Origin of the sequence: Pseudoalteromonas sp., from assembly GCF_041613455.1 — a bacterium.
GTDB lineage: Bacteria > Pseudomonadota > Gammaproteobacteria > Enterobacterales > Alteromonadaceae > Pseudoalteromonas.
Genome location: NZ_JBFJHD010000191.1, coordinates 1 through 5,781 on the forward strand (window position 1 = coordinate 1; position 5,781 = coordinate 5,781).

6 protein-coding genes are annotated in these 5,781 nt (G+C 43.6%); all 6 read left to right on the top strand.

Going from position 1 to position 5,781, the window contains the following annotated elements; all coding sequences use genetic code 11:
- Window positions 1-43 precede the first annotated feature (43 nt).
- The 6 genes from pyrH to rseP all read left to right on the top strand — a co-directional run bounded on the left by pyrH (window position 44) and on the right by rseP (window position 5,671).
- Entirely contained in the window at window positions 44-793 is a 750-nt protein-coding gene (gene pyrH, locus ABYB02_RS13820) for a UMP kinase (RefSeq protein WP_372763008.1), read from the top strand.
- A 50-nt stretch (window positions 794-843) separates the two neighbouring features.
- Complete coding sequence (gene frr / locus ABYB02_RS13825; protein ID WP_372763009.1) at window positions 844-1,365, top strand: ribosome recycling factor; 522 nt, start codon at window positions 844-846, stop codon at window positions 1,363-1,365.
- Between the two features lie 77 nt (window positions 1,366-1,442).
- Complete coding sequence (locus tag ABYB02_RS13830) at window positions 1,443-2,222, top strand: isoprenyl transferase (RefSeq protein ID WP_372763004.1); 780 nt, start codon at window positions 1,443-1,445, stop codon at window positions 2,220-2,222.
- Window positions 2,223-2,242: 20 nt separating this feature from the next.
- Window positions 2,243-3,109, top strand: coding sequence for a phosphatidate cytidylyltransferase (locus ABYB02_RS13835; RefSeq protein WP_372763005.1), 867 nt, complete (start codon window positions 2,243-2,245; stop codon window positions 3,107-3,109).
- Window positions 3,106-4,311, top strand: coding sequence for a 1-deoxy-D-xylulose-5-phosphate reductoisomerase (ispC, locus tag ABYB02_RS13840; protein WP_372763006.1), 1,206 nt, complete (start codon window positions 3,106-3,108; stop codon window positions 4,309-4,311). The genes ABYB02_RS13835 and ispC overlap by 4 nt, the downstream gene beginning before the upstream one ends.
- Before the next feature lies 1 nt (window position 4,312).
- On the top strand, window positions 4,313-5,671 hold the full coding sequence (rseP, locus tag ABYB02_RS13845) for a sigma E protease regulator RseP (RefSeq protein WP_372763007.1): 1,359 nt from the start codon (window positions 4,313-4,315) through the stop codon (window positions 5,669-5,671).
- The last annotated feature ends 110 nt before the right edge of the window (window positions 5,672-5,781 follow it).

Consider the following 5,781-nt stretch of genomic DNA (forward strand, 5'->3'; position numbering starts at 1 on the left):
GGTTATTTTTTATCCATTTTTTATAAAAGTTGGCCCCAATACTATGACTATCAATCGTAAACCTATTTTTAGACGCGTTCTTCTCAAATTAAGCGGTGAAGCTTTAATGGGAGATGAAGGCTTTGGCATCGACCCTAAAGTTTTAGATCGCATGGCTCAAGAAATTAAAGAGCTCGTAGAGCTCGACGTAGAAGTGGGTTTAGTTATTGGCGGCGGTAATTTCTTACGTGGTGGTTCTCTTGCAGAAGCAGGCATGAATCGTGTTGTTGGCGATCACATGGGTATGCTTGCCACCGTAATGAATGGCCTTGCAATGCGCGATGCACTGCACCGTGCATTTGTTAACTGTCGTCTAATGTCAGCTATTCCACTAAACGGTGTGTGTGATGCATACAATTGGGCCGAAGCGATTAGTTTATTAAAAACCGGCCGCGTGGTTATTTTTGCAGCCGGTACCGGTAACCCATTCTTTACTACCGACTCAGCGGCGTGTTTACGTGGCATTGAAATTGAAGCCGATACCGTAATTAAAGCGACTAAAGTAGACGGCGTGTACAGTGATGACCCAGTTAAAAACCCAGATGCCACACTTTATCGTCATTTGAGTTACAATGAGATTATTGATAAAGAATTAAAAGTCATGGATTTAGCGGCATTTACATTGGCACGCGATCATAATATGCCATTGAGCGTATTTAATATGAATAAATCAGGCGCATTAAAACGTGTTATTATGGGTGAAGAAGAGGGGACACTTATTTCTTCACAAGCCTCAGATGAAGTAATTAAATAGAGTAGGATTAAACTGTGATTAACGATATTCAAAAAGATGCGCAAGAGCGCATGAAAAAGAGTGTAGCAGCACTGGGTAGCCAGTTATCTAAGATTCGTACTGGTCGTGCTCACCCTGCAATTTTAGACGGTATTATGGTGTCATACTATGGCGCACCAACACCGTTAAACCAAGTTGCTAACGTGACTATTGAAGATTCACGTACGCTGGCATTAAGCGTATTTGATAAGTCGCTGGCGCAAGCGGTTGAAAAAGCAATTATGGCATCAGACTTGGGTTTAAACCCAATGTCAGCAGGTTCGGTTATTCGTGTGCCATTGCCACCGTTAACGGAAGAGCGTCGTAAAAACTTAATTAAAATTGTTCGTGGTGAAGTTGAAAGCGGCCGTGTTGCGGTACGTAATATTCGTCGTGATGCCAATGGCGACTTTAAAAACTTATTGAAAGATAAAGAAATTTCTGAAGATGAAGCACGTCAAGCAGAAGATGAAATTCAAAAGCTGACTGATAAGTTCATTAAAGAAATGGATGCACAATTGGCAGCAAAAGAAGCTGAATTGATGGAAATCTAAGTAACTAATAACCTGAAATCGGGATAAATATATTAGTTTTGAAACGTCGTCTGGGGTATACTAGGCGGCGTTTTTTTATGGAATACTCGAAATTTATGGTTCTAGATGCAGACACTATTTCACAGCAATGCTTTCCTAAGCATGTGGCTATCATCATGGATGGTAACGGGCGTTGGGCGCAAGCCAGAAACAGACCCCGTGTGTTTGGGCATAAAAAAGGCGTAGATGCAGTTCGTCAATCGGTACAGTTTTGTACTAAATTAGGCGTAGAGTCGCTCACCTTATTTGCGTTTAGCAGTGAGAACTGGCGTCGCCCAGAAGACGAAGTGAATACTTTAATGGAGCTTTTTTTATTTGTACTCAGTAAAGAAGTTAAAAAGCTGCATAAAAACAATGTCAAACTGACCATTATTGGAGACTTATCACGGTTTTCTGAGAGCCTGCGTAGCAAAGTTCATGCAGCACATGAGCTCACAGCAAACAACACTGGGCTGCATTTAAATGTTGCGGCCAATTACGGTGGACGCTGGGATATGGCTAATGCTGCTAAACTACTTGCCGAACAAGTGGCGCAAGGGCAATTAGACCCAGCCGATATTACAGAAGAGCGTATTGCACAGTATATGAGTATGGCAGATCAGGCCGAGCCTGATTTACTTATTCGCACTGGCGGCGATGTCAGAATTAGTAACTTTTTACTTTGGCAAGCAGCTTACGCTGAACTTTACTTTACCGACACACTCTGGCCTGATTTTAATGAAGCAGCATTTGCTGAGGCTATTGCGTGTTACGTTGCCAGAGAGCGACGTTTTGGTTGTACGGGCGAACAAATAAAACAATTACTCGCTCAAACCTAAATAGAATAAGGGTTACAATTTTGTTAAAACAACGCATTCTTACCTCGCTGGTGCTAGCGCCATTAGCACTGGCTTTGGTTTTTTATACTCCATTGACTTTATTTAGTTATTTTGCAGCGGCAATCGTGTTAATGGGCGCTTGGGAATGGTCAGCCTTTATGGGGCTGTGTGAAAAACGCAAGCGAGGTGCTTTCGTGCTGCTTGTAGCGGCTTTATTGGCGTTATTAAATTTGCATTGGCCGATAGAAAGCCTGTGGCAAAACGGCCAGTTAGTGGGTGACGCTAATTATTTATTTACCCTCTCGTTTGCGTGGTGGATAGTGGCTAGTTATTTAGTGTGGCGTTACCCTGAAATGGCGAAAGCGTGGAACGAAGGGTTGGTAATGCGTGGTATTGCTGGGCTATTAACTCTGGTCCCCTTATGGTTAGCACTAAATACGCTACGCAGTGCACAGTACAATGACTCAATCCATTTTGGCTCTATGCTTATTTTAGTGGTCTTGGGAATTGTGTGGAGTGCCGACATTGGTGCCTATTTCACTGGTAAAAAGTTTGGTAAGCGTAAATTAATGCCAAAAGTAAGCCCAAATAAAACGATTGAAGGATTAGCCGGCGGGGTTGTCGCTGCAGTGTTATTTGTACTTACATTTTGCTACTACAGCGAAGTCGATTTAATCGTTTGGCCTATTTACGCCGTGATGACAGTATTTATTGCGTTGTTTTCCGCGGTCGGTGATTTACTTGAAAGTATGTTTAAACGTGAAGCGGGACTTAAAGACAGTGGTAAATGCTTACCTGGGCACGGTGGTATTTTAGACCGCATCGATAGCCTAACAGCTGCCGCTCCGATGTTTGTTATGTGTTATGCCTGGACGTTGAGTTTATGAGTAATACACAACAACTGGTTATATTAGGCGCGACAGGCTCGATTGGGTTAAACACCTTAGATGTGGTCGCACGAAATAGTCAGCTGTTTAGCGTGTTTGCATTAGCAGCAGGGCAAAACGCTAAAAAAATGGCTGAACTGTGTATTGCGCACCAGCCACGCTATGCGGTTATGGCGTCGCCAAGCGCCGCACAGCAACTATCAGCACATTTAGCCAATACAGATTGCAAAACACAGGTAATGCACGGTGAGCACGCTATGAGCGAGCTGTGCGCGCATGCAGATGTTGATGCGGTAATGTCGGCAATTGTCGGTGCCGCCGGTTTACTGCCTACGTTAAGCGCGGTCGAAGCGGGTAAAAAAGTATTACTGGCTAATAAAGAATCGTTAGTGATGTCGGGTCAGTTGTTCATTGACAAAGTGAAACAGCATAACGCCACCTTACTGCCGATTGACAGTGAACATAACGCCATTTTTCAGTGTTTACCGCCCGCATTACAGCATGCGCAAAATAACCAGCAATTACATCGCCATGGTGTGAGCAAAATACTGCTGACCGGATCGGGTGGACCATTTTTAAACCGTGATATAGACACACTCAAAGACGTTACTATCAGCGAAGCCGTAGCGCATCCTAATTGGTCGATGGGGCAAAAAATATCGGTCGACTCAGCCACCATGATGAATAAAGGCCTTGAATTTATTGAAGCTAAATGGCTGTTTAATTGTGATGCCGATGATATTGATGTGGTGATCCATCCACAAAGTATTATTCATTCCATGGTGCAATACCATGATGGCTCTATATTAGCGCAAATGGGTAACCCCGATATGCGCACACCTATAGCCCACGCCCTTGCTTACCCAGAGCGTATCAACGCTGGCGTTAAAGCATTAAATTTTTCTGATATAGTTGACTTCTCGTTCACTAAACCCGACTTTAATCGTTACCCTAATTTACAGCTAGCGATTGCTGCGTGTCGTGCTGGGCAAGGTGCAACTACCACAGTGAATGCGGCGAATGAGGTTGCGGTGAATGCGTTTTTAAATGCTCAAATTGGCTTTACAGACATTCATAAAATTAACGCGCAAACATTGGACGCCGCCAACTACAGCAATGTACAAAGCTTAGATGAAATATTAGAGTGCGATCGCTTAGCGCGACTAAGCGCAGCGCAGTTTATAACAAAAGTGACGCAGTAATATGGTTGATTTTTTTTGGAACCTAGGTTCATTTATCTTAGCACTGGGTATTTTAGTCACCGTGCATGAATACGGCCACTTTTGGGTGGCGCGTAAAGCAGGCGTAAAAGTACTGCGCTTTTCGATTGGCTTTGGTAAACCATTATTAACATGGCATGACAAATACGGCACTCAGTTTGTGGTTGCTGCGATTCCGTTGGGCGGCTATGTCAAAATGCTGGATGAGCGGGTGGATGATGTACCAGCTAAAGAGCGTCATTTATCGTTTAATGCCAAATCAGTGCACGCGCGTATTGCGATTGTTGCAGCCGGCCCCATGGCGAACTTTTTGTTTGCCATTGTGGTGCTTGCGGTGATGTATATGGTGGGCGTGCAATCGGTAAAACCGGTGGTGGGGAGCGTTGTCGAAGGCAGTCGAGCGGAACAAGCGGGCATTATGCCGAGCCAACACATTACTAAAATTGGCGATGACGACATTACCACTTGGCAAGATGCGACATTTGCGCTGATGTCGAGCTTAGGCGAGCAAAGTGTTGCGGTGACTGTGCGTGATGAACAATTTCAAACCCGTGTTAAAACACTTGATCTGGCTGGTTGGAAGTTGGATCAGCAAGATGTGCCACCATTACGATCTTTAGGTATTGTGCCGTTTAGGCCCCAAGCCACGTTGACGATAGCAGCAATCACCGCAAACTCGGCAGCAGAGCAGGCGGGTTTACACGTTAACGATATGATTTTAACGGTTAACGATGAAAAAATCAGCGATTGGCAGCAATTAGTTCATCTTATTACCCAATCGGCTAACAAATCGTTACAATTTAGTGTAAAAAGACAAGACAGTATAAAAATAATAACGGTCACACCACAGGCGCGTATAGGTGCTCAAGGCACGCAGCAAGGCTTTTTAGGGGTGGCACCGGTAGTCGAACCTTGGCCTGAAGGGTATATAGAAACTAGACATTATGGCCCGCTCGATAGTATGGTGCGAGGCACGCAAGAAACATGGCGATTGATTACTCTAAGCTTTGATATGATAGGTAATTTAATCACCGGACAGATTTCGGTTAAAAATTTAAGTGGTCCAGTAGGCATTGCAGTTGGCGCGGGAACTAGCGTAAGCTATGGCTTTGTTGCCTTTTTAAGCTTCTTAGCATTAATTAGTGTTAACTTAGGGGTATTTAATTTATTGCCCTTACCGGTGCTTGATGGCGGGCACTTAATGTATTACATAATTGAACTTTTTCGTAAAAAGCCAGTCTCTGAAAAGACGCAAGAGTTTGGATTTAAAGTGGGTGCGTTGTTACTCATTTTTCTAACATGTTTCGCTTTGTTCAATGATGTATCGCGTTTGTCGTTTTAACGTGACAATGACTAATTAGAACCACGATTGTACGGCTCGTAAATATGACTTTTCGATGCTAAGCGGTAATACAGTTGTAAAGGATAAATATAATAAAATGGCTATAAAAA

Excerpts from the sequence above, each read along its gene's own strand:
- rseP (WP_372763007.1), top strand. The coding sequence starts at position 4,313 with ATGGTTGATTTTTTTTGGAACCTAGGTTCATTTATCTTAGCACTGGGT.
- ispC (WP_372763006.1), top strand. The coding sequence starts at position 3,106 with ATGAGTAATACACAACAACTGGTTATATTAGGCGCGACAGGCTCGATT.
- frr (WP_372763009.1), top strand. The coding sequence starts at position 844 with ATGAAAAAGAGTGTAGCAGCACTGGGTAGCCAGTTATCTAAGATTCGT.
- ABYB02_RS13830 (WP_372763004.1), top strand. The coding sequence starts at position 1,443 with ATGGAATACTCGAAATTTATGGTTCTAGATGCAGACACTATTTCACAG.
- pyrH (WP_372763008.1), top strand. The coding sequence starts at position 44 with ATGACTATCAATCGTAAACCTATTTTTAGACGCGTTCTTCTCAAATTA.